This window comes from Ruegeria sp. YS9 (assembly GCF_024628725.1).
In the GTDB taxonomy this organism is placed as follows: Bacteria; Pseudomonadota; Alphaproteobacteria; order Rhodobacterales; family Rhodobacteraceae; genus Ruegeria; species Ruegeria atlantica_C.
In genome coordinates, this window is record NZ_CP102409.1 from 1,293,340 (window position 1) to 1,318,686 (window position 25,347).

Annotated in this window: 26 protein-coding genes; 11 read left to right on the forward strand and 15 right to left on the reverse strand. The window is 57.1% G+C overall.

Annotated features, from left to right (window positions below; translation table 11 throughout):
• Positions 1-57 precede the first annotated feature (57 nt).
• Positions 58-1,278: an aminopeptidase P family protein gene (locus NOR97_RS06555; protein ID WP_257600612.1), complete on the forward strand. Its 1,221-nt coding sequence runs from the start codon at positions 58-60 to the stop codon at positions 1,276-1,278.
• A 34-nt stretch (positions 1,279-1,312) separates the two neighbouring features.
• Here NOR97_RS06555 and speB read toward each other — a convergent pair whose 3' ends face one another.
• Positions 1,313-2,287, reverse strand: coding sequence for an agmatinase (speB, locus tag NOR97_RS06560; protein ID WP_257600839.1), 975 nt, complete (start codon positions 2,285-2,287; stop codon positions 1,313-1,315).
• 403 nt (positions 2,288-2,690) lie between these two features.
• On the opposite strand from speB, the gene NOR97_RS06565 reads away from it, so the two are divergent.
• The gene (locus NOR97_RS06565) at positions 2,691-3,059 is read left to right on the forward strand and encodes a group 1 truncated hemoglobin (protein ID WP_170344571.1); all 369 of its coding nucleotides are present in this window, start codon (positions 2,691-2,693) and stop codon (positions 3,057-3,059) included.
• Positions 3,056-4,114, forward strand: a complete 1,059-nt coding sequence (locus NOR97_RS06570) for an adenylate/guanylate cyclase domain-containing protein (RefSeq protein WP_257600613.1) — start codon at positions 3,056-3,058, stop codon at positions 4,112-4,114. Before NOR97_RS06565 ends, NOR97_RS06570 begins: the two co-directional genes overlap by 4 nt.
• Before the next feature lie 5 nt (positions 4,115-4,119).
• On the opposite strand, the gene NOR97_RS06575 is transcribed toward NOR97_RS06570, so the two are convergent.
• The 9 genes from NOR97_RS06575 to guaA all read right to left on the reverse strand — a co-directional run bounded on the left by NOR97_RS06575 (position 4,120) and on the right by guaA (position 13,543).
• Positions 4,120-4,734, reverse strand: coding sequence for a TetR/AcrR family transcriptional regulator (locus NOR97_RS06575; RefSeq protein WP_170344749.1), 615 nt, complete (start codon positions 4,732-4,734; stop codon positions 4,120-4,122).
• A 113-nt stretch (positions 4,735-4,847) separates the two neighbouring features.
• Positions 4,848-5,717, reverse strand: coding sequence for a polyphosphate kinase 2 (ppk2, locus tag NOR97_RS06580; protein WP_170344569.1), 870 nt, complete (start codon positions 5,715-5,717; stop codon positions 4,848-4,850).
• 49 nt (positions 5,718-5,766) lie between these two features.
• Positions 5,767-6,720, reverse strand: a complete 954-nt coding sequence (locus NOR97_RS06585) for an alpha/beta fold hydrolase (protein WP_257600614.1) — start codon at positions 6,718-6,720, stop codon at positions 5,767-5,769.
• Positions 6,710-7,627: a homoserine O-succinyltransferase gene (metA, locus tag NOR97_RS06590; protein ID WP_257600615.1), complete on the reverse strand. Its 918-nt coding sequence runs from the start codon at positions 7,625-7,627 to the stop codon at positions 6,710-6,712. The genes NOR97_RS06585 and metA overlap by 11 nt, the downstream gene beginning before the upstream one ends.
• Positions 7,628-7,663: 36 nt before the next feature.
• Entirely contained in the window at positions 7,664-8,536 is an 873-nt protein-coding gene (locus tag NOR97_RS06595) for an ATPase (protein ID WP_257600616.1), read from the reverse strand.
• 48 nt (positions 8,537-8,584) lie between these two features.
• On the reverse strand, positions 8,585-9,481 hold the full coding sequence (locus NOR97_RS06600; protein WP_257600617.1) for a DMT family transporter: 897 nt from the start codon (positions 9,479-9,481) through the stop codon (positions 8,585-8,587).
• Positions 9,482-9,582: 101 nt separating this feature from the next.
• Positions 9,583-10,746, reverse strand: coding sequence for an OmpP1/FadL family transporter (locus tag NOR97_RS06605; RefSeq protein WP_170344558.1), 1,164 nt, complete (start codon positions 10,744-10,746; stop codon positions 9,583-9,585).
• 126 nt (positions 10,747-10,872) lie between these two features.
• Positions 10,873-11,736, reverse strand: coding sequence for a DMT family transporter (locus NOR97_RS06610; protein ID WP_170344748.1), 864 nt, complete (start codon positions 11,734-11,736; stop codon positions 10,873-10,875).
• A 247-nt stretch (positions 11,737-11,983) separates the two neighbouring features.
• Positions 11,984-13,543: a glutamine-hydrolyzing GMP synthase gene (gene guaA / locus NOR97_RS06615; RefSeq protein ID WP_257600618.1), complete on the reverse strand. Its 1,560-nt coding sequence runs from the start codon at positions 13,541-13,543 to the stop codon at positions 11,984-11,986.
• A gap of 93 nt (positions 13,544-13,636) precedes the next feature.
• On the opposite strand from guaA, the gene NOR97_RS06620 reads away from it, so the two are divergent.
• Together NOR97_RS06620 and NOR97_RS06625 are read left to right on the forward strand one after the other, a co-directional pair.
• Positions 13,637-14,086, forward strand: coding sequence for a GNAT family N-acetyltransferase (locus NOR97_RS06620; protein ID WP_257600619.1), 450 nt, complete (start codon positions 13,637-13,639; stop codon positions 14,084-14,086).
• A 123-nt stretch (positions 14,087-14,209) separates the two neighbouring features.
• Positions 14,210-15,754, forward strand: a complete 1,545-nt coding sequence (locus tag NOR97_RS06625) for a trimethylamine methyltransferase family protein (protein WP_170344554.1) — start codon at positions 14,210-14,212, stop codon at positions 15,752-15,754.
• Here NOR97_RS06625 and NOR97_RS06630 read toward each other — a convergent pair whose 3' ends face one another.
• Positions 15,755-16,054 carry a DUF6477 family protein gene (locus tag NOR97_RS06630; RefSeq protein WP_224855542.1) on the reverse strand — a complete coding sequence of 100 codons (300 nt, stop codon included), beginning with the start codon at positions 16,052-16,054 and terminating at the stop codon, positions 15,755-15,757.
• 240 nt (positions 16,055-16,294) lie between these two features.
• Between NOR97_RS06630 and NOR97_RS06635 the strand changes: the two genes are divergently transcribed.
• A complete protein-coding gene (locus NOR97_RS06635; protein WP_257600621.1) occupies positions 16,295-17,374 on the forward strand; it encodes a DUF6456 domain-containing protein in 1,080 nt (359 codons plus the stop codon).
• Between the two features lie 48 nt (positions 17,375-17,422).
• On the opposite strand, the gene NOR97_RS06640 is transcribed toward NOR97_RS06635, so the two are convergent.
• A complete protein-coding gene (locus tag NOR97_RS06640; RefSeq protein WP_257600622.1) occupies positions 17,423-17,971 on the reverse strand; it encodes a peroxiredoxin in 549 nt (182 codons plus the stop codon).
• A 263-nt stretch (positions 17,972-18,234) separates the two neighbouring features.
• Here NOR97_RS06640 and lipA point away from each other — a divergent pair, with 263 nt between their 5' ends.
• Complete coding sequence (gene lipA, locus NOR97_RS06645; protein WP_117869117.1) at positions 18,235-19,185, forward strand: lipoyl synthase; 951 nt, start codon at positions 18,235-18,237, stop codon at positions 19,183-19,185.
• Positions 19,182-20,333 carry an amidohydrolase gene (locus NOR97_RS06650; protein WP_257600623.1) on the forward strand — a complete coding sequence of 384 codons (1,152 nt, stop codon included), beginning with the start codon at positions 19,182-19,184 and terminating at the stop codon, positions 20,331-20,333. The genes lipA and NOR97_RS06650 overlap by 4 nt, the downstream gene beginning before the upstream one ends.
• An 11-nt stretch (positions 20,334-20,344) precedes the next feature.
• Here NOR97_RS06650 and NOR97_RS06655 read toward each other — a convergent pair whose 3' ends face one another.
• On the reverse strand, positions 20,345-20,701 hold the full coding sequence (locus NOR97_RS06655) for a hypothetical protein (protein ID WP_257600624.1): 357 nt from the start codon (positions 20,699-20,701) through the stop codon (positions 20,345-20,347).
• Between the two features lie 119 nt (positions 20,702-20,820).
• Positions 20,821-21,363: a hypoxanthine phosphoribosyltransferase gene (hpt, locus tag NOR97_RS06660; protein ID WP_257600625.1), complete on the reverse strand. Its 543-nt coding sequence runs from the start codon at positions 21,361-21,363 to the stop codon at positions 20,821-20,823.
• A gap of 72 nt (positions 21,364-21,435) precedes the next feature.
• On the opposite strand from hpt, the gene NOR97_RS06665 reads away from it, so the two are divergent.
• Both NOR97_RS06665 and NOR97_RS06670 read left to right on the forward strand, forming a co-directional pair.
• The gene (locus NOR97_RS06665) at positions 21,436-21,882 is read left to right on the forward strand and encodes a type II toxin-antitoxin system RatA family toxin (protein WP_257600840.1); all 447 of its coding nucleotides are present in this window, start codon (positions 21,436-21,438) and stop codon (positions 21,880-21,882) included.
• Between the two features lie 37 nt (positions 21,883-21,919).
• Entirely contained in the window at positions 21,920-23,212 is a 1,293-nt protein-coding gene (locus NOR97_RS06670; RefSeq protein ID WP_257600626.1) for an MmgE/PrpD family protein, read from the forward strand.
• Here the strand turns inward: NOR97_RS06670 and pyrC are convergent.
• Positions 23,209-24,246, reverse strand: coding sequence for a dihydroorotase (gene pyrC, locus NOR97_RS06675; RefSeq protein ID WP_257600627.1), 1,038 nt, complete (start codon positions 24,244-24,246; stop codon positions 23,209-23,211). The two genes, NOR97_RS06670 and pyrC, sit on opposite strands and share 4 nt — an antisense overlap.
• A 162-nt stretch (positions 24,247-24,408) precedes the next feature.
• Here pyrC and NOR97_RS06680 point away from each other — a divergent pair, with 162 nt between their 5' ends.
• Entirely contained in the window at positions 24,409-25,317 is a 909-nt protein-coding gene (locus tag NOR97_RS06680; RefSeq protein WP_257600628.1) for a MoxR family ATPase, read from the forward strand.
• Positions 25,318-25,347 lie beyond the last annotated feature (30 nt).

Genomic DNA, 25,347 nt, shown 5'->3' on the forward strand with positions numbered 1-25,347 from the left:
TGAACGCCGGGACATGTGGCCGGGAAATGCACGCCCGGCATAGATGAGAGACCAAGGATGACTGACATTTCTAACCGCCCTCAGTTCTTCACCTGCCACAATGGTGAAAAGGCCCCGTTGCCGTTCAGCAAAGCCGAGTATGACCGCCGTCTTGGCAAGCTGCGCGCCATCATGGCCCAGCGGGATGTCCCGGTGGTGCTGCTGACGTCGATGCACAATATCGCCTATTATTCAGGCTTTCTGTATTGTGCGTTCGGGCGCCCCTATGGCTGCGTTGTGACCCAGGACAGTTGCACCACCGTTTCCGCCAATATTGATGCCGGGCAACCCTGGCGCCGGTCGGTTGAAGACAATGTGATCTATACGGACTGGAAACGCGACAACTACTGGCGGGCAGTTGCGAGCCTGATCGGGAACGCAAAGCGGATCGGCATCGAAGGCGACCACATGACGCTTGCGGCGCGCGACACGGCGCTGAAAATGCTTGGCGCGCCAGAGTTGGTTGACATCGCGGCCGACACCATGGCCGCACGGATGATCAAATCCGCTGAAGAAATCGAATTGATCAAAGGCGGTGCCCGTACTGCCGATGTGGGTGGTGCTGCGATCCATGCCGCAATTCGCGAAGGCGCAACCGAAATCGAAATTGCGATGGCCGGCCGAGACGCGATGGAAGTGGAAATCGCGCGGGCCTACCCGGAAGCCGAATACCGTGACACCTGGGTTTGGTTTCAATCGGGTTTGAACACCGACGGCGCCCATAATCCGGTCACCAAACGCGCGTTGCAAAAAGGCGATATCCTGTCACTGAATACCTTTCCGATGATTTCCGGCTATTACACCGCCCTGGAACGGACCCTGTTCCTGGGCGAGCCGGACGCCGACAGTCTGCGCCTGTGGAAGGCCAATGTGGCCGCGCATGAACTTGGCCTGAGCCTGATCAAACCCGGTGCCACCTGTTCCGGTATCACCGCCGAGATCAACCGGTTCTTTGCCGACGAAGGCCTGCTGCAATATCGGTCCTTCGGCTATGGCCACTCGTTTGGTGTTCTGAGCCACTATTATGGTCGCGAGGCCGGTCTGGAACTCCGCGAAGACATCGACACAGTGCTGGAACCCGGCATGGTGGTCTCGATCGAGCCGATGCTGTGGATCCCCGAAGGACATCCCGGTGCGGGCGGCTACAGGGAACACGATATTCTGGTTGTGGGTGAAGACGGAGCCGAAAACATCACCGGATTCCCCTACGGACCGGGGCACAACATTATCGGCGCCTGATGCTTTGGGGTGGAGCTTTGGCTCCACCCGCTTATCACGTGCGCCGGGCACGTTCGTGAAATATGAAACCCAAAAAATTCAGCAGAAGCTGCGCCGCCAGAATCTGAGTGCTTTCGGTGGGATCGTAGGCAGGGGCCACCTCGACCAGATCGATGCCGACCACGTCACCTCTTTTCGCCAGCCCCTGAAGAATCTCCAGAACGTCATAGTACAGAAACCCTCCGTGGCTTGGGGTTCCGGTTCCTGGTGCGATCGATGGACAAAATGCATCGATATCAATAGTCACGTAGTACCGTTTTCCCTCGGGTATGCGGTCAAGAACAGCCTGTGTTCCCAATCTGCGAACCTGCCGTACCGACAGGATATCCGATCCGCGCGCACGCGCGTCGTCATACCCTTCCTTGGACGTGGACGAAACGTTCCGAATACCCAACTGGGTCATCCCCGAAACATAGTCTTTTTCTATCGCGCGGCGCATGGGGTTTCCGTGCCCGCTGGTGACGCCATGACGTTCATCGACAAAGTCCAAATGCGCATCGATTTGAACGACATGTATCGGTCCGTTTTCGGCGCAGTTGCTTTCAAATTCGGAAATGCAGGGGATGTTGACCGAGTGATCACCGCCAATCACCAGCGGAAGTGCCCCGGCCTCCAGGATCTTTCGCACACCAAAGGCTATGTTCTCGTGGCTCGCCTCGGTCTTGGTGTGGACAATATCCGCATCCCCCAGGTCGACGATCCGAACCGAGCTATCCAGATAGGTTGCGTCATCCTCATGATCATAGGCACCGGCATGGCCAAAACTGAAAAGGGTCGATGCCTCTCGAACGGCCCGAGGACCAAAACGGGCGCCGGGGCGCCACTGCGTTCCAAAGTCGAACGGCGCGCCGAGCACGCAAACATCGGCCTCAATTCCGTCCCAGTTTTCGACATATGGAGATTTCGCGAAGGTCGATATTCCGACGAAAGGAAGATTCAGGCGCCCGGACGCATATCCATGTTCCTGCACTTTTGGTCCTTTCAATGGTTGTGTCACATTTTCTGCATGTGAACATGAGGACACGCCGTATTGAAACTAAATTCTCTTTGATGGCGGGTTACTGAGGGTATCAGAGGAAGCTTTCTTCCAGAAGGGCGGGCTGGCTTGCATTCAAAACTGACCCGGCCCAGCCCATCAGAGCGCTTCAAGATCAGTCAAAAGACAATCCCGCTGATGGTTTGCCTTTCCTTCGTTTCCCATCCCCAAAGAACGTATGAAAGCTTTGTTTCGGTCTCAGTGATGCTCTGGCAGGTTTTCCTGTGCGGAAAGACGGTTTTTGATCCTTCCCGGCCAGAAAATCATAAGCGTTAACAAAAATATCGATTTGATATAGAGTTGTGGGGTTATTGATTGGTAACGCGCGGGTATTCGTGTGGCACAGACACTTTATGAGAAATATGGCGGTTTCAAAACGATCAGCCGGGTCGTGATGACCTTCTATGAAATGGCGCTGGATTCGGATGAGATCGGCCATCATTTCGAAGACATTGATATGCCGCGTTTGATCGACCATCAAACCAAGTTCGTCTCGTCCTTGATTGGCGGGCCCGCATCTTTCAGTGATGACAGGATCGAAGCAGTTCATCGGCATCTGAACATTTCGCACAATGAATTCGACGTCATGGCCGAGCTGTTTGGCGACGCGCTCAGCCAGCATGGTATGTCGGACGGCGACATCAAAACTGCGCTGAACGCGATCGAGGGAAAACGTTCGATCATCGTCGCCCGGAATGCGGCATGAGCATTCTTGCAATAAACGAACAATTGCTGCGTGCGATCGGAGTCGGCGTCGCCGTGGTGCGCGCATCCGACCTGCAATTCGTGTTTTACAACGGGCCTTTCACGGAATGGTTCGGTACTCCTGAAAAGGGCAGCGCCTTGAGCGACGTTCTGTCGGATCTCGACCCCAAGGAACTGGAGGATGTAAAGCAGTCCGGCCTTCGGTACTCGGTCGAATTGCAGATCAAACCAAAGCGAAGGACACTGATCTTTGCGGTCACGGTCTCGCTGGCCAGCGGATTGTCCGAACAGGTGTTGATCGTTGAATGTCAGAACATCACCCGCATTCGCGAGTTGGAAAGCATGATCGACAGCTATTCCACCATGGTCGAGCGAAATACCCGAGAGCTTGAGCGCGAAAAGGAGAGGGTGGAACGGCTGTTGCTGAACCTGATGCCACGAGCGGTGTATGAAGAGTTCAAGACGTTCGGCGTTGTCACACCGCAGCTGTATCAGCAGGTTTCGGTGGTGATGCTGGATTTTGTCGGGTTCACGGATTTTGCGGCCAAGACCGACCCGACAGTCACCTTGAGTGAGTTGAACGACATCTTCACGGCCTTTGACCGGATCGTCGAACAATTCGGGTGTGAGCGGATCAAGACGATTGGCGATGCCTATCTGGCCGTGTCGGGCATGCCCGATCCCACACCGGATCATGCGACCGCCGTGGCGCATTGTGCGGTAAGGTTCCTGCGCTATCTTGAACGCCGCAACGAAAGCCATCCGCATAAGTGGCAGGCCCGGATCGGATTGGGAATGGGGGCGGCGGTCGGATCGGTCGTGGGCATTCAGAAATATGTCTATGACGTGTTTGGCCCTGCCGTGAACATCGCATCCCGGTTGCAGGTCTTTGCCAACCCCATGAACATCGTGGCCCCGGAAGAGATGAAATATGCCCTGATCGACGAGTTTCAGGTCTCGGAACTTGGGTGCGTTGATATCAAGGGGATGGGTGAGATGGATCTGATCAACGTGACATCGGGCTTGAGTATGCCTCAGGGCAGTCGTTCGTTCTGACCGCGTCACTCATCCTGGGGGATCAGACCCAGACCGCGCAGGTAGATGCCGATACCGCTTTCCAGCAAATCTTCGGGGGGAAAAGGCGAAGTTGCGCCGGTGTTTCGGGCATACAGCTCGACGACTCCGTGGCTCATCGCCCAGATATGGGCGCTGAACATCGACGCGGGCGGGCGCTTTTCCGGCGGAATATGCTGGGACAGGTCCGCGGCCGCTTTTTCAAGAACGGACTTCGCCCGATTGGCGGCCAGGGACAATTCGGGCGTGCGGTTCAGGGATATTCCACTTTCGAACATGGCGATGTAATGCCCGGGATTTTTGCGCGCAAAGGCCAGATACGCACGCCCCGTTGCTTCAAAGGCGGCAAGGGCTGAAGGCTGTCCTTCGTCATAGGCGTATTGCATCAGGTCTGCGAACATCTCAAACCCCTGCCGTGCGGCTTCGGCGATCAGGTCCTCGCGCCCTTGAAAATGACGGTAGACGGCGGCAGGCGTGACACCGGCAGTTTTTGCGGCCTCGGACAACGTGAAACCGGTTGGGCCCTTGTCTTCGATCAGGGACAAGGCTGCCTCGATCAGGGCTTGCTTCAGGTTTCCGTGGTGATAACCGCGTTTCGTCATCCCGGCCTCAGGTGCATTGATTGGGTGTTGGAAGACAAGGACATAGACCACCGATGCATTGTCGTCCAATACATGCTCGTGATGGCATCAACAGGGCAGGGCAGAGCAGCATTTTATGCCTCCCACACGTCCGGGCCACCGCAGATATGGGCATCAACCTCGCCGATACTCTTCTTGTCCTTCTCATCATAATCCAAGGCATGCAGAACCGTTCGGATGGCCGCAAGGCGTGCGCGTTTTTTGTCGTCAGAACGGACAATTGTCCACGGGCAGGCATCAGAATGCGATCGGGTCAGGGTTTCCGAGATCGACTGCGTGTATTCGTCCCATTTGCTCAGCCCGGCCACGTCGATCGCGCTGAGCTTCCATTGCTTCAAAGGGTCGTTTTCGCGCGCCAGAAAACGGTTCAGTTGTTCTGCACGACCGACATTGAGCCAGAATTTGAAAAAATGGATGCCGTCATTCACCAGGCCCGTTTCAAGCGGAAGGACCTGACGAAAGAACCGCTCACGCTGTTCCTGTGTGCAGAAACCAAAGACATTCTCGACGACGCCTCGGTTGTACCAACTGCGATCAAAGAACACGATCTCTCCTGCGGCGGGCAGATGCGGGATGTAGCGCTGGAAATACCATTGGCTGCGTTCGGCGTCTGACGGCTTGCTGAGAGCCACATTGCGCGCGCCGCGGGGGTTCAGGTTTTCGCGAAACCGCTTGATGGTGCCACCTTTGCCCGCGGCATCGCGGCCTTCGAATATGATGGCAACACGTTGATCGGTTTCCTTGACCCAGGATTGCATTTTGACCAATTCAATCTGAAGCAGGTCCATCTGCTCATCATAATCCTTGGTCTTCATTTTTTCGGAATACGGGTAGGTCGGGTTCAGGATATCGCCCTTTTTCGCGTTTTGAATCTCTTCCCGTACAGATTTGGGCGCGTCTTTCCGAAAATACTTCTCGATTGAGCCTTTTCCTGACCGGGCCATATGTCACCTCGCGATAAAATCCATATCTGACTATGGATTAGAGCGTGGGCTAACGCAAACCCGCGCGCTGCGCCGCGCGATCTATCGCGGCGGCAACTTCGGGTGCTGCGACCACCTGCGGCATATGACCGACACCCGGTAACTCGATCAACTCGGCCCCGGGGATTTGTTCGATCAGACGTTCAGAATGCCATTCAAGACCAACGGTGTCGTCGGCCGTTCCGTGAATGATCTCGGTCGGAACGGAGATCTCGCCATATCTGGGTTGCATACGGGTAATTTCGTCCAGCAGGTTTGCGCGCTGCTTGGCATTTGCATGCATCGAACCACGCCGGATCGTCAGCCCGGGCCCGAAATGTTCAGCATAGCCTTCGGGTGCCGTTTGCGGTGCAAAAACTTTGTCCAACGCCTGCGTGACGTACCATTCGGGCACGAAAGAGCTGATCAGGGGCAAGGCCAGCACATTGCCCGCCGTGGTTGACGCAAGCCGGTTGAACCCATCCAAAGGCGTTTCCCATGGGATAGCGGCCGGAGCGATCAGAACCAGAGCCGAGATATTCTCGGGTCGGGTCACGGCCCAGGCCAGCGAGACCGATCCGCCATAGCTCTGCCCGGCCACGATGGGTTTTTCCGCACCAAGCTGAGCCGCCGCCCGTTGCAGGATATCCGCCTGTTCAATGAGGGTTTCGCCATCCGGGTTGAAGCTTTCGGAATAGCCCAGGCCCGGTCGGTCAAAAACGATCACACGGTATGACCTGGCCAGAATGGGGGCCAGCGCGAAGGTCATGTCACGCGTGTTCCCGCTGGATCCATGGATCAGAACAACATCGGGACCGTCCCCCATGACCACGGCGTGCACGGCGATGCCGCCTACATCCAGAATCCGACCCTCGGGGGGGAAAGCCGCCTCGGCCAGCGCTTCGTTCCGGGCGCTGCGCCAGGTTGTCAGTATGACAAGGCCCAGAACGGCCAAGCCAAGGCATATCAGAACTTTAGTGGCCAATTTTCGTTATGTCGAAAGGCGTGGTCTGATAGATTTCGTTGATCCAGTTACCGTACAGCAGATGTGCATGACTGCGCCACCGGTTCTGCGGCGTTTTGGATGGATCATCGTCTGGGTAATAGTTTATCGGCACGTTGATAGGCGTGCCGTTGCTGACGTCACGATCATATTCCTGTTTCAGCGTGTCGCTGTCATATTCGAAGTGATTGAAGATATACAACGCGCGATGGCTGGGATCTTCGACCAGACAGGGGCCGACATCGTCGCTGCCCAACAGGGTCCTCAGCCCGGGTGCGCGATCGATTTCATCCTGTTTCATTTCCGTCCATCGGCTGACCGGAATGACGCAGTCATCCGAGAACCCCCGCAGGAACGGAGACGCCGGATCCAGGTTGCGATGCCGGAAACACCCAAAGGCTTTTGCGTCCAGCATGTGCTTTTTGACACCGTGAAAATGGTTGATCATCGCCATCCCGCCCCAGCACACACCAAAAGTGGAATGTACGTTGGTTTGGGTCCAGTCGAAGATCTCGCAGATTTCATCCCAATAAGTGACATCACCAAATTCCAGATGCTCGATCGGGGCACCGGTGATGATCAGGCCGTCGAACTTCTGATCCTTGATCTCCTGAAACGGGCGATAGAACTCGGACATATGCTCGGCGGCGGTGTTCTTGGTCCGGTGTTCGGTCATGCGGATCAAAGACAGATCGATCTGCAACGGGGTTGCCCCGATCAGACGCGCGAACTGGTTTTCGGTCTGGATTTTCTTGGGCATCAGGTTCAGCAAACCGATGCGCAGCGGGCGGATGTCCTGACGCATTGCCTGATCTTCGTCCATGACCATGACGCCCTCTTTGGTCAGGACGTCAAAAGCAGGCAGTTCCGATGGGATTTTGATGGGCATATGTCAGGCTTCTAAGAGATCAGTGAAAACTGATAGTTAGGCGTTATTGCGCGTGGTCTCAAGGGTGTGTTCGATCAACTCATCGAAATCCGCGGCATCGCGGATTTGTCCGATGTCGTTGGCGGCAATCGTCACGCCCCAGTTGTTCGCCATGGCTTCATAGCGCGGCTGACGGTGTGCCAAGGCCTGCGCATAGGTCCAACGGACGAAATCATCGGGATCCACATCTGCTTCCGAACAGCCTTGCAGATCCAAATAATCCGTCCAGGCCTTGGTCAGAAACTCGGCCTGATAGGACATCGGCTTTGGGGCTTTGTCAAAACGGCGTACAAGCTCTGCCGTGTGTTCCTCATCCCCCTTCAGCCAGATCATCAGGGTATGTTGCGAAAGCTCGGACAGTACCCGATCGTTCGGATCGTCGGGGTCCACCCATTCGCAGATCGATCCACCGGTGTCGCAGATGAAATGGGGGTATTTGTACAGACGCTCGGCTCGGTCGATGAAATACTCGGTATCCAGCAGAGCGTGTATTTCGGCCAGTCGAAACTGTTCCTGCCTGCGGCGGTATTCCGGCATTTCCAATCCGCCAAGGTCAGGGTTGCCCGGTTTGCCCAGATAGGCTGCGACCGGGGTCAGGTTTGCGAACGAGATATTGGAGCCGATAAAAATCGAATCCGACAACAACAGGTCACGCAAGAACGGGACTTTCATCGCCTCGGCCTTTGCATTGTCGGTAATGTATTCGCCCATGTACCGGGTGCCGATGCGATAATCGATCGAGTAGTGAAACCAGTTCCCTGAGTCCCGAAGAATGTTCGAGACATATGTCTTGCCCAGACCGGACATGCCAAAGAACAGCACCTTCTTGCGGCGTGCCGTGCGCCAGTCTTTGGCTGTGTTATAGATCATCTTGTGCCGTCCCTTTTTTGCCTTTGCTAAATCGGGCAGCGCACGGCGTCAATCACGGCGGCCAGCTCGGTTCAATACCAGAAGACCCATGGCAAGGATGACAAAGCCGAAATAGGCATTCGACGGCAGCGCTTCGTTCCGCACAATCGCGCCAAGTACGATGGCGACAGGAGGGATGACAAGCGTCACCAGCATCAGGTTGCCGCTGCCCGCCATCGCCAGGACGCGATAGTACAAAAGGTATGCTCCCGCTGTTGCCACAATGGCGTAATAGCCAATCGCAGCCCAGGTGATAGCGGGCAGAGCAAGCGTTGGCACCCCGTCCGTCATGAGCGCCAGCGGCAGGATCAGCAGGGTCGAACCCGTCAGCATTCCTGCCGCCGCGACAACGGGGTGAAGGCCAGACAGATGATACCGCGCCCAAGCCGCGGCAAAAGCATACGAGAGCGTTCCGGCCAACACGGCAAGCTGGGCTGTGTTTTGCAGGCTGAAAGACGTGAAGGTCTGTATTCCGATGATGATCGAGACACCGAGAAAACCCAAAACGACTCCGATGACCCGGGCTTGTGTCAAACGTTCATCCTTGAAAAACAGCGCCGCAACCAGAACACCAAAGATGGCCGTGGTTGCGTTCAGAATGGCCGTTAGCCCCGAGTCGATGTAAAGCTGACCCCATGCCATCAAGCTGAACGGGATGACATTGTTCAGCAACCCCATGATCAGAAATGCACCCCAGATGCGGGCTGAGCGGGGTAGGGATAGTCCCTTTGCCCAGGCCACCAGCCAAAGCACCAGCATCGCCCAGAACGTGCGGTGCAAAACCGATGTCATAACGGGAATGGAATCCAGGGCGATCCGGATGGCCACAAAGGACGCGCCCCAGATGACGGCCAGAAGAAGAAGTTCGACCCAGGCGCGCCGAGAAAGGTGTTTTTGCGTGTTCATGGCCGCACAATTCCATTCATTCGACAGATATACGACCCGAAACCTGCGCATAAAAAAGGCCCCGCTGAAACAGCGGAGCCTTGAGGTTAGTCACCTTTGGATTAGTTCAGCGCGTATGTAATCTGGAAGCCAACGCTCCAGGCGCTGTTGCCAGTGAATGTTCCGCGCGCATTCGGGCCAGCGCCATTGGCTGTCGCGTCACCGATGTCGGTGTAACGAACACCGCCGGAAATCTTGGCATTCTCCAGCGAGTACGTTCCGCCCAGACCAACGCTCCAGAACCCGTCGGTCGGGCCGAGGTTTGATACTGGCGTGCCCTGGGATGTCTCGTAGCCCAACGTCACAGCGCCGCTGAACTCTTCCGAGAATTGATATCCCAAGCCCAACGAATAGGTGAAGGTCGCATCGGCGTAGTCAACAAGGTTGCTGGTCGGCGGGTAGTTTGGCGGATTGTACACCAGCTGTGGCCAGTCGACCCAACGGATGGAACCAAACAACAGCGTTTTGGGTGCGACGCCTGTCTGGAAATCCAGGTTGATCGACTGGGGTGTCTCGATTTCGCTGTTTGTGTTGAAGGTGGCCACGGTTCCCGGCGGAATCGGCGGGACCGGTGGTGGGTTCAGAGTTTCTGTTTGCGACAGATCGTGGCTGATCTTGGAGTTGTATGTCAGTGCCACACGTGCCGCGATTTCCGGTTTCTCCCATGCAACCCCGATCACGTAGCCGAATGCTGTGTCGGTATTGGTGTCAACCTGGTATCCGGCTGCAAGCGGGACGGTTACCGAAGCCTTCACACGCTGCGCACGAATACCGCCGATTGCGCTGAACCCGCCATCGAATTTGTAGCGCAGCAATGCGGTGATTGCGTCCGTGTCCGCTGTGGCCCTCAGAGTGTCGGTGCGACCACCCGGAATAGGGTTGATCGAAAGAGGGTAGGTGTTTGCGTATTCAATGTCTGCCCCAAAGGGCTGGTCATACATGATCGCGAAATCGAGTTTTTCGGTCAGTGACGTTTTGTAGCCCAGATGCGGAGTGAAAAAGTCGTTCGCAACCTCACCGGAATCGACCGGTTGCCCAATGTTTGGTCCGGCCAAAGCTGGCATGGTGCCCGTTACGCTGGGGTTGGTGTATCCCAACCGAAACTGTACCACTGATCCTTCTTCGAAGATCAGGTTGATGCCCTGACCGCTTCGATCCAGTCCGCCTGCGTATCCTGCCGTCGCTCCAGCACACAAAGCGCAGGTCGCGAGTAGTGTTTTTTTCATTCTGTCCTCCCTAACAATCCCTGGCGGGCTTCAATGGCGTCTGGCTGAGTGTGACGAACGCCGATCCCGTGTATGATGAGCAATACTCTCTTTTTGGTTACTTTAAGGTCAACTGGTGACGGTGCGTTACGTATTGCGACTAGTGTTTTCAACTGTTGCTAAACTGTTACGGCTTTCAGACCAGATATTCAGGAAAATTCCCGAAAAGATGACCGCCGCACCGATCAGAACCCAATGGTCAATGGGCTCGTGGTACAGGATCATTCCGACCACCGCGATCGTAGGAAGTCTTGCAAAATCAAATGGGATCACGACTGTCGCCGGGGCAATGGCCAATGCGTTGGTTATACAGAAATGGGCCAGCAGCCCCGCCAGCCCGACCAGAACCAAAAACGGAACGGTTTGCGCCGTAGGCAAGGCAATCTGCCCATCAAAACCGGCCGCGACGGCCCCAAGCACCGCTTGCATGGAAGTAAGCCAGAAAACGATGCATCCGATGCTGGCAAAGCGTGTGAGCTTTTTGGTCGTGATCGTTGTAAATGCAAAGAAAACCGCAGATGCGGCTGCGGTTGCAAGGCCGGGACTCAACGGTGCCGCACCCGGGCGCGTGACAATCAGAACGCCCGCAAAACCGATAAGCGCTGCTGTTATCTTGAGGGTCGTCAGACGTTCATTCAGCAGCAGCGGCGACAGCAGGATCACCCAAAGCGGCTGTGTGAATTCCAATGCGAACACCTGCGCCAAAGGCGCAACAGCGACCGCATAGAACCAGAGGTTTTGCCCCGTGAAGTGCAAGGTGTTTCGCAAAGCGTGCAACCCCAGGCGTTGCGTGGAAACCTGGACCCAACCGCCTGTGGCCGTGAGTACGAGGGCGACAACAAGAAACCCGACGAGGCTTCGGTACATCATGATCTCGAACGTGTCGTGCACGAGGCTCAGTTCGCGACCGGCAACCGCCATCGAGGAGAAGGACGCAATGGCTCCGGTCATCCACAAGGCGGCCTTGAAGGTGTTTTTTTGTGTCTGATTCACGTGCCGCACCCCGACCTGGCCGCGCGGTCACGTCCCCGGTATCAGGGCCTTCGCTACGCGATCAAAAAGATTGAATTCGTTGAATCATTGAAACGCTTATGAAGCGTCAGGTTCAAGGTCGTGCCCGACATTTTCAGGCACGGCTTGGGAAGAATTCCTGGAATCGGGTCGTTTTGGCGTCGAACGCAGGTGCGTTTTTGCCCGATCATTCCCACTCGATGGTTCCGGGTGGTTTCGAGGTGATGTCATATGTGCATCGGTTGATGCCCTTGACCTCGTTGATGATCCGGGTTGCCGTTTCACCAAGGAACTCATGGCTGAACGGGTAGTAATCCGCCGTCATCCCGTCGACCGATGTGACGGCGCGCAACGCACAGGCGTAGTCATATGTGCGCCCGTCGCCCATCACGCCGACGGTGCGTACGGGAAGGATGGCGACGAAAGCCTGCCAGATGTCGTCATAAAGCCCGTGTTTGCGGATCTGATCGATGTAGATCGCGTCGGCCTCGCGCAGAATCTCCAGCTTTTCGCGGGTGATCTCGCCGGGGCAGCGAATGGCCAGGCCCGGTCCGGGGAAGGGGTGGCGCCCGATGAAGCTCTGCGGCAGACCAAGCTCGCGACCCAAGGCACGTACCTCGTCCTTGAACAATTCGCGTAGCGGTTCGACCAGTTTCAGGCCCATCTTTTCCGGCAGGCCACCCACGTTGTGGTGGGACTTGATCGTTACAGAAGGTCCGCCCGAGAACGACACCGATTCGATCACATCAGGATAGAGAGTGCCCTGAGCCAGGAATTCGGCGCCGTCGATGGTATCGGCGTGTTTCTGGAACACGTCGATGAACAGTTTTCCGATGATCTTGCGCTTGGTCTCGGGGTCGCTCTGACCTTCCAGTTCGCCAAGGAACAGCTCGGATTCGTCGGCGTGGATCAACTGAATGTTGTAGTTGTCCCGGAACATGCCGACGACTTCTTCGGCCTCATTCTTGCGCAGCAGCCCGTGATCGACGAACACGCAGGTCAGCTGATCCCCGATTGCTTCGTGAATAAGGATCGCGGCAACCGAGCTGTCGACGCCACCGGACAATCCGCAAATGACCTTTTTGTCTCCGACTTGTTCGCGGATCTTGCGGATCATCTCTTCGCGATAGGCGCCCATGGTCCAGTCACCCTTGAACCCGGCCAGCTTGACGAAGTTTTCATACAGTTTCGCGCCCTTTGGCGTATGGTGTACCTCGGGGTGAAACTGCACGGCATAGAAATGCCGCGATGGATCAGCCGTGATCGCATAAGGTGCGTTGGGCGAGGTTCCGAAAACCTCGAACCCCGGTGCGATTTCACTGACATGGTCGCCGTGGCTCATCCAGACTTGTTCATCGCCGTCCGCGAACCAGCCTTTCAGGATATCCAGTTTGTCTTTGGGTGTAACAAAGGCGCGACCAAACTCGGCTGTGCCATGGCCGCTTTCGACCTTGCCGCCAAGCTGATGCATCATCACCTGCTGTCCATAGCAGATGCCCAGGATCGGAACGCCAAAATCAAAAATCTCTTGCGGAACACGGGGCGAGCCCTCGCGCGTCACGCTGTCCGGACCGCCCGAGAAAATCACGGCGCGCGGCGCCATTTCCCGCACGAAATCCATCGTGACATTCTGGTAAGGGTGAATTTCACAATAGACATTCAACTCGCGCAGGCGGCGGGCGATAAGCTGCGTAACCTGGCTGCCGAAGTCGATGATCAGAAGGCGGTCGTGGGATGTCTGGGTCATAACCGGCTCATAAGTTGCAAGCCTTGCATGTGCAAGCGGTATGGCGTCATTTGGTGCAAAAGCTGAGTCAATCCGGCGGAAAGATCAGGTGCCATGTCAAAGATCGAGTTCAGAACGGCTGCTGTGGCGGATGCAGACGAGGTAACGCGTTGTCTGGGAAGTGCCTATGCAGATGCGATGAGCCGGATCGAGGATCTGCCGGACGTTACTGCCGGAATCGCGGATGACATCAAGACCCACCGCGTCATGCTTGCGATATCCGGTGGTATAGTCGGGGTGATCGTTTTTGACCAAGTTGACGACGCAATCATGGTGTTCAACCTTGCGGTTTCGCCCGAAGCCCAAGGGCAGGGGGTTGCGCGGCGATTGATGCAGTTTGCCGAAGAAGAAGCACAGGCGCGGAATCTATCCAAGTTGAAGTTGCGAACTCATAAAATGATGAAAGACACGATTGCGATGTATCGGCACATGGGCTGGAAAGTGACGGATCAGGCGGGCAGCGGCCTTACCATGGAGAAAGCGTTGGCGGTCGATCCTGACTGACCGGTTGCTTCTTGGTGGGGCGGCAATGTCGCTTTTCCCCCCAGAGCGCCGCAATCCCTATGCTTGAGTTCCGGCAAACCTGTATCAAAACGCTCAATCTAACCAATCAGACGGGATTTTCTCATGGCAGAGGCAAACACCCGGCGCAGGGCGAGAGGTGGCGGTGGCGCTGCCCGCCGTGCCGAGCGTACCGCAGTTCGTATCGAGACTGCGAAATACATCGAACGCAACATTCCGAATTTCGAGATCCTCAACGAAGAGGCGCTTGAGATTATCGAAAACAACGCTGAAACCGTGCTGGAAGAAATCGGCGTCAACTTTGTCGACAACCCGGCCGCTTTGGAACGTTGGCGCGACGCAGGCGCGGATATTGACGGTGAGCGTGTGCGCATTCCGCGAGGTCTGGCCCGTGAACTGATCAAGACAGCCCCCAGCCAGTTTACCCAGCACGCCCGCAACCCCGAAAAATCGGTTGTGATCGGTGGCCGCAACATGGTTCTGGCCCCGGTCTACGGTCCTCCGTTCGTACGTGATGCGCAGGGTGGACGCCGCTATGCAACCATGGACGATTTCAACAAGTTCGTGAAACTTGCCTATATGTCCAAGTGGTTGCACCACTCGGGCGGTACGGTGTGTGAGCCGACCGACATTCCGGTGAACAAGCGCCATCTGGACATGCTGAAGGCGCATATGACCCTGTCGGACAAACCCTTCATGGGCTCGGTGACCGATCCCAGCCGGGCACAGGATTCGGTTGAAATGTGCGAAATCCTATTCGGTAAGGAGTTCGTGCAGGAAAACACAGTGATGACTTCGCTGACCAACATCAACTCGCCGTTGACATTCGACGATGTGATGATGGGCTCGCTGGAAGTTTATGCGCGCAACAATCAGGCCTGCATCATCTCGCCCTTCATCGTGGGCGGTGCGATGGCGCCGGTCTCGGTGGCCGGTACTTTGACGCAGGTTCTGGCCGAGGTCATGGCCGGCGTTGCCTACAGCCAGATCATCCGTCCGGGTGCCCCCGCGATTTTCGGTGCATTCGTGACATCGATCGATATGAACTCGGGTGCGCCGACCTTCGGCACACCAGAAGCCGCGCATATCACGTATGGTGCAGGTCAGCTAGCGCGTCGTCTGAACCTGCCATACCGGTCGGCCGGATCGTTCTGCGGCTCGAAGCTGCCGGATGCGCAGGCAGCGTATGAAACAGCGAATTCGCTGAACATGGGTCTGCTGTCGGGCGTGAACTTCATGCTGCATTCCTGCGGCTGGCTGGAAGGCGGTCTGGTCGCCGATTTCGAGAAGTTCGTCATGGATGCGGATCAGTTGGGAGTGCTGCATTCGCTGGCCAAGGGCGTTGCATATGATGAAAACGCGCAGGCCATGGACGCAATCCGCGAAGTCGGGCCGGGTGGTCACTATCTCGGTTGTGCCCACACGCAGGCCAACTTCAAGGAATCCTTCTGGAAATCCGAAGTGCTGGATTACAAGCCATATGAAACCTGGCAGGAAGAAGGCGCGCGTGACACACGGGCTTTGGCGACGGCACGGGTTGAACATTTGCTGGCCAATTATCAGCAACCCCAGATTGACCCGGATATCGCAGCGGCGCTGGAAGCCTATATCGCCGAGAAAAAGGCCTCCATGCCGGATGCATTCGGTTGATTATTGAAGAACCGAGGCGCGGCTGGCCTGATACAGCTGCGCCTCACCCAACAGCGCAATAAGAAGATCCAGATGCCGCACCAATGAATAGGCGGCATCATCTTCTTTTCGCAGTTCATTTACCTCTCTTTCCATCTCGAGCAAACGCAGCAGCGCCTGACCTGAACCGGGCAGCGACCCGTATCCCAGGATGCGTTGCAGATGCCTGTCCCGATTGTAATCCCGCGCCCCGAATCTGGCAGCACGCGCCAACATGCGTGGGCGGCGGAGGGTTGCGATCATTGTCATCAGGTCCTGCATGTCATGTGTCCCTTTTCAGAAAATTGATGGGTCCTGTTTGACACAACCTAAGCGGGTGTTGCCTTAGTCAGAGTCTCCCCGAACGATGGTTTCACGACTGTTTATCTTTTTGAATCAAATCTGGTTCTTGCCTTGTGTGGTTAACGAACGAGTAACGAATGGACCTCTAGTTAGATTTGGTTAACCCACATTCCGAGGGCGAAAAGTGGCAGTTTGTTTTGTCGACGAGGGCAAATAATTATGGAAAACAACATGGCTTTCACCATTCCGGCATGGGTTCCAGAAGGGGCGCAAAGATACCTTGCTCATACCGAGACCGGTCGCTCGATCCGCGATATCGCGCGATCAGCCGGGTGCCATGCGTCAACTATCCTCAGGCAAATTCGACGCATCGAAATGCGCCGCGACGACCCATTGGTGGATGCGGCGTTGCAATCGCTTGCAGAGACACATTTTTCAGCTTCGGATTGCGCCGACGGTCCGGCAAGCGGGTCAGAAAACGCGGCTGAAGAAGAGTTTGAAAATGAGGCATTGCGTGTGTTGCGCCGCCTGAGCGAGACGGGTTCGGTCCTTGCCGTGGCCGAGGAAATGGACAAGGCGGTCGTCGTACGCGACACCGGCAATGCCGGGGCAACAAGAACCGCGGTCGTAGAGTGCAGGATCGCGCAGGCCTTGGCCTTGAAAGACTGGATAACCTGTGACAATCCCGGTCGTATTTCGCGATATCGGATTTCCGCAGCCGGGCGAACGGCGCTAAGTCATCTGATCGCCAAGGCAGAAAACAAGGCGCGTGCCGGGACTGACTTTGGTTTTGCCGAAGCTCAAACTCCCTTTCAGGGCAGGTCTTCAGGCGGGTCCGCCGAGCGGGTCAAGCGCATTCGGTACAGTGCCGCGGAAAGCCCGTTGATTGCATTGTCGCGCAGACGGGATCGTGACGGAAAACCGTTTCTGGATGAATCCCTTGTCAGCGCCGGCGAGCGCTTGCGCGAAGATTTCGAGCTGGCACAGATTGGGCCTCAGGTTTCACAGAACTGGGATCGTTTTCTGACGACAGGTGGTCGAAGCAGCTTTGACAGTGAAAGCCATGGAGGAAAGGGGGCTTCTGATGCGAAGGACCGCGTTGCTCGCGCCTTGTCCGACCTGGGGCCGGGGTTGAGTGATGTTGCGTTGCGATGCTGTTGCTATCTGGAAGGGTTGGAGCTGGCGGAAAAGCGAATGGGTTGGTCAGCACGGTCCGGAAAGATCGTCCTGCGGATCGCCTTGCAACGGCTGAAACGGCATTATCAGGAACAGGCGGAACGAGACCGGATGATCGGCTGAACAGAAAAAAGGCCCGGTGTATACGGGCCTTTTCTTTGGATTTGCGGCTTAGGCCATTTCAGGTTCTACTGACGCCTTCAGGTGCTTCATCAGGTTTTCCGGCGAGGACACGCCATAGGGGTCTTCCGGGCAGTTATCCATCAGTCCGGGCTCTTCGAACCACGCCTCGACAACGCCATCATTGACGATGGCCGCGTAGCGCCACGAACGCATTCCGAAACCCAGATTGTCCTTTTCGACCAACATGCCCATTTTCCGGGTGAACTCCCCCGATCCGTCGGGGATGACTTTTACGTTCTTCAGGTTCTGATCCTGGGCCCATTTGTTCATCACGAAGCTGTCGTTGACGGACATGCAGTAAATCTCGTCGATCCCCATGGCCTTGAAATCGGCATAGCCGTTCTCAAATCCAGGCAGCTGATAAGTCGAACAGGTCGGGGTGAACGCACCCGGCAATGAGAACAGGATCACGCGCTTACCGGCGAAATAGTCGGCTGTTGTCTTGTCTTCCCAACGGAATGGGTTTGGTCCTTCGATGGAATCGTCGCGGACACGGGTGTGAAAGGTCACGTCGGGCAGTTTTGCGCCGGTTTTCATAGTCAAACTCCTGTGATTCACATATGATTTTGGTGTGAGTTAAAACAGTTCCAAACCGCATTCAATCGCGTAAACGCTGGGATGGCGAATAAGGCCAACCTCTTGCTAAATATCGGATTTAAATCGCAAATACGAATATGCGCATGATGCCCTTCTGCGCTTGCGAGGATGCAACGCATAGCGGCTATGCGCCGCTGGTGTAACACCGCGCTTCTGTCTATGTTATGAGCGACAAGAGTTGACCCAAAGTCAGGAAAACGACCGTGCGAGATCTGAAGATCCCCGAACAGCGCCATCCGGAAAAAGCCCACCGTCCGGACAATGCACAGCCCAAGAAACCAAGTTGGATCAGGGTCAAGGCACCTGGCGGCAAAGGCTATGCGGATACGCGGCGGATCATGCGCGACAACAATCTGGTAACGGTCTGCGAAGAAGCAGGGTGCCCCAACGTAGGGGAATGCTGGAGCCAGGGTCATGCCACCATGATGATCATGGGCGAGATTTGTACGCGCGGCTGTACTTTCTGCAACATTGCAACCGGTCGCCCCGACGACCTTGACGCGTTTGAGCCCGGTCGCGTGGCCCATGCGGTGGAAAAACTTGGCCTGAACCACGTGGTGATCACCTCGGTGGACCGTGACGATCTGCAAGACGGTGGGGCCGAGCATTTTGCGCAAACCATTCGCGCGGTGCGTCATCGGTCTCCGAAAACCACGATTGAGATTCTGACGCCTGACTTCCTGAAATGTGATGAGGATGTCCTTGAGATTGTGGTCGAAGCGAAACCGGATGTGTTCAACCACAATCTGGAAACGGTGCCGGGTCTCTACCCCGAAGTGCGCCCGGGTGCGCGATACTTCCATTCCCTGCGCCTGCTACAGCGCGTGAAAGAGCTTGATCCGTCGATCTTCACCAAATCGGGCATCATGGTCGGGTTGGGTGAAAACGAACAGCAAGTGCGTCAGGTCATGGATGACATGCGCGCGGCGGATATCGATTTCCTGACCATCGGCCAGTACCTGCAACCGACCCCGAAACATCACGGAGTGGATCGGTTCGTAACCCCGGAAGAGTTCGCATCTTACGAAAAGGCGGCCTATGGCAAGGGGTTCCTGATGGTATCCGCGACACCTCTGACCCGGTCTTCATACCATGCGGGCGACGATTTCGCCCGGCTTCGCGCGGCCCGGCAAGCAAAGCTACAGCAAGCGTGACGCCAGAGCGGATCGCGCAGCTCATCCGCCTGCGCCACGAGTTTCATCAACAGCCAGAGCTTTCGGGGCAGGAGGAGAATACCGCAGCGCGGGTTGCGGATCTTTTGCGCCAAGCGGATGCGGACAGGGTTCTGTGCGGCATCGGCGGGCACGGTGTTGCTGCCGTTTACGACAGCGGTGTTCCCGGCCCAACAGTTGGAATTCGATGCGAACTGGATGGGCTGCCAATTCAGGAACTCTCGGATCTGGCTTATGCGTCTAAGATTGCAGGCAAAGGGCATCTGTGCGGCCATGATGGCCACATGGTGATGGTCCTCGGGGTTGCAGAAGCGTTGAAGGACCAGCGCCCGAAGTCCGGCCGCGTGGTTCTGATTTTCCAACCCGCCGAAGAAACCGGACATGGTGCGATTGCTTGCCGGGCCGATCCTCAGTTCGCTGAGGTTTCGCCTGACATCGTGCTGTCTCTGCATAATTTGCCGGGGCTGGAACTGGGGGCGGTAGAACTGTGTGAAGGCCCCGCGAACTGCGCCTCGCGCGGGATGCAAATCGTTCTGACAGGCAAGACCTCACACGCAGCCGCCCCCAAGGACGGCGTGTCACCGGCAGGTGCTTTGTCCACGTTGATGCCGGCATTGGCCAACCTGGGGGCGGGCGGTGACTTGGATGACGCCTACGCTCTGACCACGGTCACCCATGCCACACTGGGCGAGCGGACAGTTGGCGTCGCACCGGGGCAGGCCGAGTTATGGGTGACCCTGCGCACGGTTTCGGACGCGCGGATGGAGAGCCTGATGGCCGAGACGGAAACTCTGGTCAGAAAGACGGCGAAGGCCGAAGGGCTGGCGGTGGAAATCAGATATCACGAGGTGTTCGAAGCCTGCGTCAATGACCGAAAAGCCGTTGCTGTTTTGGCAAAGGCCTGTGCCAAACAGGGCGTCGCGTGCAGGCTGGTCGATCAACCACAGCGCTTTTCCGAAGACTTCGGCCAGTTTGGCAAAGGCGCGCAGGCGGCCATGTTCTGGTTGGGGGCGGGGCAGGACCATCCGCAACTGCACAACCCGGATTACGATTTCCCGGATGCGCTTATTCCGATTGGAACCGGGATTTTCCTGAGCGCGATTGATGTCGTGCTTCGCAAAACCTGCTAGACGCGATCCACTTACTTGACCAGATCACCAACGATTCCAACGGCTTCTATAACTGTCTTCGTATCATCAGATATAGAGAGAATTTCATCATCCACCCGGATATAGCGCTGGCCGGGGCCCAACGGCTTAAGCTTCCAGTTGCCGAGATCGTCAATGTAGTCGAAACTCAGATCATCGGGCAATTTCTGGCCACGCGTATATCTTTTGATTTGACCGGGCGGAACAGCTTTGCCGTTTGACTTGATAGATTTCTCTACCTTGTTTTTATTGGCACCTTGCCCTTTGACCTTGTTGTCTTTTGCAGCACCCGAACTTGCAAGTGCCACGATCGCCGTAACGACAGCAGCTGTCGCGACTACACGCTTCATCCATAGTCCTCCCAAGCTGATAGGAAGGGTAAGGGGGGCAATGATGCCTGTCTATTGCTATTCGGTTTTTTGAATTTGGGGCGCTGGGTCGACACTCAAGTTGCCCGACAATAGTACATTTAGTTGTCGGTAAACCGAACCTTGCCGATAAACGGCAGGTTGCGGTTGCGCTGCGCGTAGTCGATCCCGTAACCCACGACGAATTCATCCGGAATTTCAAAGCCAATCCAGTCTGACCGGAAATCAACTTCGCGACGGCTGGGTTTGTCGAGCAGGGCAATCGACTTGAGCCGTTTCGGCTTGCGGCTGCGCAGCAGGTTGGTGACGTGGTTCAGCGTGTGCCCGGTGTCGACGATATCTTCGACAACAAGCACGTCACGGCCTTCGATCGCGCCGCGCAAGTCCTTGAGAATGCGCACTTCCCGGCTGCTCTCCATCGAATCGCCGTAAGAGGACGCCTCAAGAAAATCTACCTCGATTGGAAGATCCAGCTCACGTACTAGATCAGCGATGAAGACGAAACTGCCGCGCAGCAATCCTACGACGACAAGCTTGTCCGTATCGCCGAACTCATCCGTAATTTCGCGGCATAACTCTTCGATTCGGGCGGCGATGGCCTTGGCCGAGATCATCTCATCTATCACATATGCGCGGTTAGTCATCGCAGCCCCCTTGATCTTTGGCGCGCAACATACGACATGACGCGCCATTGTCACCTGCAAATACCGGACATCATGCCAATCCATTCGGAAACCCGCCACCTGCCATACACAGCCCAGCAGATGTATGATCTTGTTGCGGATGTGGGCAATTACCCCAAGTTTCTGCCCTGGTGCGCCGCGGCCCGGATCCGCAAGACCTATGCGGTTGGTGAGGCCGAGGTGATGGAGGCCGATCTGGTCATCTCGTTCAAAGTTTTCCGCGAACGGTTCGGCAGCCGGGTGACCCTGTTTTCCGATCAGAAAAAGATCGATACCGAGTATCTGGACGGGCCTTTCAAATACATGAAATCCGACTGGCAGTTCGAGGACGCGCCCGATGGGGGCTGCAACGTCTCGTTCCATGTGGATTTCGAGTTCAAGAACGCCATCCTGCAAGGGATCATCGGCGTTGTGTTCAACGAAGCCATGCAGCGGATCGTCCGCGCCTTCGAGGCGCGTGCGAAAGAACTCTACGGCTAGGCCTTTACCCTGCAAGGGCGCACGCTAGACTGCGCCCATGACGGATTTCACGGCAGCATTGGCCACCTTCGCGGCGGGCCCGGTTTCAACGACGGCTCAGGCGCGGATTGTCACGTCGCTGTCCGTTCTGGATTGGATGGCAGTTGGTCGTGCTGGGGCGTCCGAGCCGGTGTCCTGCATCGTTCGCGATATGGTCCTGGCCGAGGGCGGGAACGCTCAGGCCCACCTGTTCGGAGGGGGCGCGGCCCCATTGCGCGGCGCGGCTTTGGTGAATGGAACCATATCCCACGCGCTGGATTACGATGACACGCATTTCGCGCATATCGGGCATCCGTCAGTCGCCATTCTGCCTGCGGCCCTTGCCGTGGCCGAGTGGGATGACCGCATTCTGGTCGATCTTCTCGAAGCCGCGCTGGTCGGTATGGAAACGTCAATCCGTGTCGGCCTGTGGCTGGGCAGGGGGCATTATCAGGCCGGGTTTCACCAGACAGCGACATCCGGTGCATTCGGGGCCGCTGTTGCCGTGGGGCGGTTGCTAGGATTGGATGAAACCCAGATGCGCTCCGTTTTGGGTTTGACGGCAACGCGCGCGGCCGGGCTCAAGGCCCAGTTCGGAACCATGGGCAAGCCTTACAATGCCGGGCTAGCCGCTTCGGCCGGGGTCGAGGCGGCTGTGCTTGTTCAGCGTGGATTTCAGCCCAACGCCGACGCGTTGGGAGGCACGTATGGATTTGGCGCGACCCATCAGGGTGCAGCGGATCAAGGCGCGCTGGAGGGTTTGGGCGATGAATGGTTGTTCGAAACGGTAAGCCACAAGTTCCACGCCTGTTGTCACGGCCTGCACGCGGCGTTGGAAGCGGCGCGCGCGCTGGACATCGCGGAACCCGAAGTGGCCGAGATCAAAATCAAAACCCATCCCCGTTGGATGAGTGTGTGCAATCAGCTGTCGCCCACAACCGGGCTGGGGGCCAAGTTCTCTTACCGGACGGTCATCGCGATGCAGGCGCTGGGGTACGATACGGCTTTGCCGGGCAGCTACACCGACAAGGTCTGCGCGGACCCGCGCATTACGTCTCTGCAAGACCGCATCACGGTCGAAGCGGATGAAAGCCTGTCGGAAACGCAGGCGCACCTGGCCTTGCTGCGCCGTGACGGTATTCGCCGCGAGGCGACGCATGACCTGATGACCCCAATGTCGCTGTCTGACCGCGAGGATCGTGTGCGCGCCAAAGCGTCGAAGCTGATCGGAACGGATGAGGCGGACGCGATCTGGTCGATGCTGCGCACCGGCGGTCGCGCCCGTGATCTGGCCGAACGTATGGCGGGTTAAGCCACGCGCCAGTGCAGCGGAAAGCCCGGGTCGAACACAGTGACAGGTCCATCGCCCGTGTCGATCTTTGACGGGTATGCAACCGGCTCGCCCTTGGTCAGGGTGATCGTCTCTTCGTTCACGGGCAGGCGGTAAAAGCCCGGCCCGTTGAGAGAGACGAACGCCTCGAGCTTGTCCAGCGCACCTTCGCGGTCGAACATCTCGGCCACCAGAGACATGGTATTCGTCGCAGTGAAACACCCCGCGCAGCCGCAGGCCATTTCCTTGTTGGCATCCGTGTGCGGAGCGCTGTCCGTGCCCAGGAAGAACCGCGCGTCACCCGACGTGGCGGCCGCCAGCAGGGCCAGGCGGTGTTCCTCGCGCTTGGCGACCGGCAGGCAATAGTAATGCGGTTTGATCCCGCCCACCAGAATATGGTTGCGGTTGATGATCAGGTGGTGCGCGGTGATCGTCGCGCCCAGATCCGCCTCGTTGGCTTTGACATAGTCCACGCCATTGGACGTGGTAATATGTTCCATCACCACGCGCAGGCCCGGCGTCGACTTGCGGATCGGGTCCAGAACGCGGTCGATGAACACGGCCTCGCGGTCAAAGATGTCGATCTCGGCGTCGGTCACTTCGCCATGAACACACATGGGCAGGCCGATCTCGGCCATTTTCTCCAGCACGGGGCGCACCTTGTCAAAGTCACGCACGCCCGAGGCCGAATTGGTCGTGGCCCCCGCCGGGTACAGCTTGACCGCTTTTATCAGCCCGCTGGCATGTGCGGCCGCGACGTCCTGCGCATCTGTATCCTCGGTCAGGTACAGGGTCATCAGTGGCTCGAACGTCATGCCGTCGGGCAACGCAGCCATGATACGGTCACGGTAAGCGGCGGCCTGATCGCCGCGTACAACCGGTGGCACGAGGTTCGGCATTATGATCGCACGGGCGAAATGACGGGCGGTTTCGGGCAGAACGGCCTGCAACATGGCGCCATCGCGCAGATGCAGATGCCAGTCGTCGGGGCGGTGGATCGTGAGGGTATCAGTCATGATCTTCCGCTAGCATAGCTGCCCTGAAAGACCAACCAGCCCGGAACGTGTTGGCGAAAAAACTTGTCAACCAACCGGAACGTCGTAGCTCTGACAGGGGCTAGGGCCTTGACGCAAAGGCGCATGCGTGACCTGTTTGTCCGCGAAGAAGAGAGGGGTTCCATGACGCAGCCAAATTCCATCGATGCCGTACAGCAGGTGCTGGGAAGTCAGGGCTATGTCTGCGGACGCGCCCTTGCCACGGTTGTGTTCCTGTCGCTGAAGCTTGGACGCCCGTTGTTTCTGGAAGGCGAGGCGGGTGTCGGAAAGACGGAAATCGCCAAGGCGCTGGCATCCGGTCTGAACCGCCGCTTGATCCGGTTGCAGTGCTACGAAGGTCTGGACGCGTCCACGGCCGTTTACGAATGGAACTTTCCGGCGCAGATGGTCGCGATCCGAACGGCCGAAGCTTCGGGCGGAGCCGACCGAGGCGCGTTGCAGGCGGAACTGTTTTCGGATGAATACCTGATCGAACGCCCGCTGCTTCAGGCAATGCGCCCGGACGAAAACGGTGCACCGGTTCTGTTGATTGACGAACTGGACCGGACCGATGAACCGTTCGAAGCCTTTCTGCTGGAGGCCCTCAGTGATTTTCAGGTCACGATCCCTGAACTGGGCACTGTTGCAGCACCCGAACCACCCATTGTGATTGTCACGTCGAACCGGACGCGGGAAGTGCACGATGCCCTCAAGCGTCGCTGCCTGTATCACTGGGTCGATTATCCCGATTTCGAACGCGAGATCGAAATTCTGCACGCGCGCGCGCCCGAGGCCGCCGATGCGCTCAGCCGCGAAGTCGTGGCTTTCGTTCAGCGTCTGCGCACCGAGGACCTGTTCAAGAAGCCCGGCGTGGCCGAAACCATTGACTGGGCCAAATGTCTGCTGGCGCTGGACGTGATGAACCTCAGCCCCGAGGTGATCGGTGACACGCTGGGGGCGATCCTGAAATATCAGGACGACATTCAAAAACTTCAGGGGTCCGAGGCCAAACGCATCCTCGACGAGGCCAAGGCCACGCTCGAACCGGTCTGATGTTTCATCTTTTTCCAAATACTCCGGGGG

Excerpts from the sequence above, each read along its gene's own strand:
- NOR97_RS06655 (WP_257600624.1), bottom strand. The coding sequence starts at position 20,701 with ATGAAGCGTGTAGTCGCGACAGCTGCTGTCGTTACGGCGATCGTGGCA.
- NOR97_RS06670 (WP_257600626.1), top strand. The coding sequence starts at position 21,920 with ATGACGGATTTCACGGCAGCATTGGCCACCTTCGCGGCGGGCCCGGTT.
- metA (WP_257600615.1), bottom strand. The coding sequence starts at position 7,627 with ATGCCCATCAAAATCCCATCGGAACTGCCTGCTTTTGACGTCCTGACC.
- NOR97_RS06625 (WP_170344554.1), top strand. The coding sequence starts at position 14,210 with ATGGCAGAGGCAAACACCCGGCGCAGGGCGAGAGGTGGCGGTGGCGCT.
- NOR97_RS06575 (WP_170344749.1), bottom strand. The coding sequence starts at position 4,734 with ATGACGAAACGCGGTTATCACCACGGAAACCTGAAGCAAGCCCTGATC.
- NOR97_RS06620 (WP_257600619.1), top strand. The coding sequence starts at position 13,637 with ATGTCAAAGATCGAGTTCAGAACGGCTGCTGTGGCGGATGCAGACGAG.
- NOR97_RS06630 (WP_224855542.1), bottom strand. The coding sequence starts at position 16,054 with ATGCAGGACCTGATGACAATGATCGCAACCCTCCGCCGCCCACGCATG.
- NOR97_RS06600 (WP_257600617.1), bottom strand. The coding sequence starts at position 9,481 with ATGAACACGCAAAAACACCTTTCTCGGCGCGCCTGGGTCGAACTTCTT.
- NOR97_RS06640 (WP_257600622.1), bottom strand. The coding sequence starts at position 17,971 with ATGAAAACCGGCGCAAAACTGCCCGACGTGACCTTTCACACCCGTGTC.
- NOR97_RS06610 (WP_170344748.1), bottom strand. The coding sequence starts at position 11,736 with ATGACCGGAGCCATTGCGTCCTTCTCCTCGATGGCGGTTGCCGGTCGC.
- NOR97_RS06605 (WP_170344558.1), bottom strand. The coding sequence starts at position 10,746 with ATGAAAAAAACACTACTCGCGACCTGCGCTTTGTGTGCTGGAGCGACG.
- guaA (WP_257600618.1), bottom strand. The coding sequence starts at position 13,543 with ATGACCCAGACATCCCACGACCGCCTTCTGATCATCGACTTCGGCAGC.
- NOR97_RS06595 (WP_257600616.1), bottom strand. The coding sequence starts at position 8,536 with ATGATCTATAACACAGCCAAAGACTGGCGCACGGCACGCCGCAAGAAG.
- NOR97_RS06680 (WP_257600628.1), top strand. The coding sequence starts at position 24,409 with ATGACGCAGCCAAATTCCATCGATGCCGTACAGCAGGTGCTGGGAAGT.
- ppk2 (WP_170344569.1), bottom strand. The coding sequence starts at position 5,717 with ATGGCCCGGTCAGGAAAAGGCTCAATCGAGAAGTATTTTCGGAAAGAC.
- NOR97_RS06635 (WP_257600621.1), top strand. The coding sequence starts at position 16,295 with ATGGAAAACAACATGGCTTTCACCATTCCGGCATGGGTTCCAGAAGGG.
- NOR97_RS06555 (WP_257600612.1), top strand. The coding sequence starts at position 58 with ATGACTGACATTTCTAACCGCCCTCAGTTCTTCACCTGCCACAATGGT.
- hpt (WP_257600625.1), bottom strand. The coding sequence starts at position 21,363 with ATGACTAACCGCGCATATGTGATAGATGAGATGATCTCGGCCAAGGCC.
- NOR97_RS06665 (WP_257600840.1), top strand. The coding sequence starts at position 21,436 with ATGCCAATCCATTCGGAAACCCGCCACCTGCCATACACAGCCCAGCAG.
- pyrC (WP_257600627.1), bottom strand. The coding sequence starts at position 24,246 with ATGACTGATACCCTCACGATCCACCGCCCCGACGACTGGCATCTGCAT.
- NOR97_RS06570 (WP_257600613.1), top strand. The coding sequence starts at position 3,056 with ATGAGCATTCTTGCAATAAACGAACAATTGCTGCGTGCGATCGGAGTC.